The 229-nt window shown below is 59.4% G+C and carries 1 protein-coding gene; it reads right to left on the bottom strand.

All coding sequences use genetic code 11. The features are described 5' to 3' along the window. Positions 1 to 207 (bottom strand): hypothetical protein (locus tag ACYQ78_RS40220; protein WP_459806257.1); only part of this gene is annotated, 207 nt, incomplete at its 3' end. Positions 208 to 229 lie beyond the last annotated feature (22 nt).

Below are 229 nucleotides of genomic sequence, written 5' to 3'. Positions count from 1 at the left end.
GCCCTTCTTGTCCACCACCGTGCCAGTGCCCACGGCCACATGGTCGGACTTGGGGAAGACCCAGGCGTAAAAGTCCGGAGACACGTCCTCGCCCACGTACATCTCGGCACGGTCCTTGTAGTAATCCATCTTTTGCTCCGGAATTCGCATGCGCTCCTGGAAGGCAATGGCATACTCGTAGTCTCCAGCCTCAATGTCCTTGGCCACTCGGCTGTTGGCTCCATCCGCC

This window comes from Herbidospora sp. RD11066, assembly GCF_054661255.1.
Note: the sequence above shows the minus strand (reverse complement) of the source record. Positions and strands in the feature narration are given on the sequence as shown.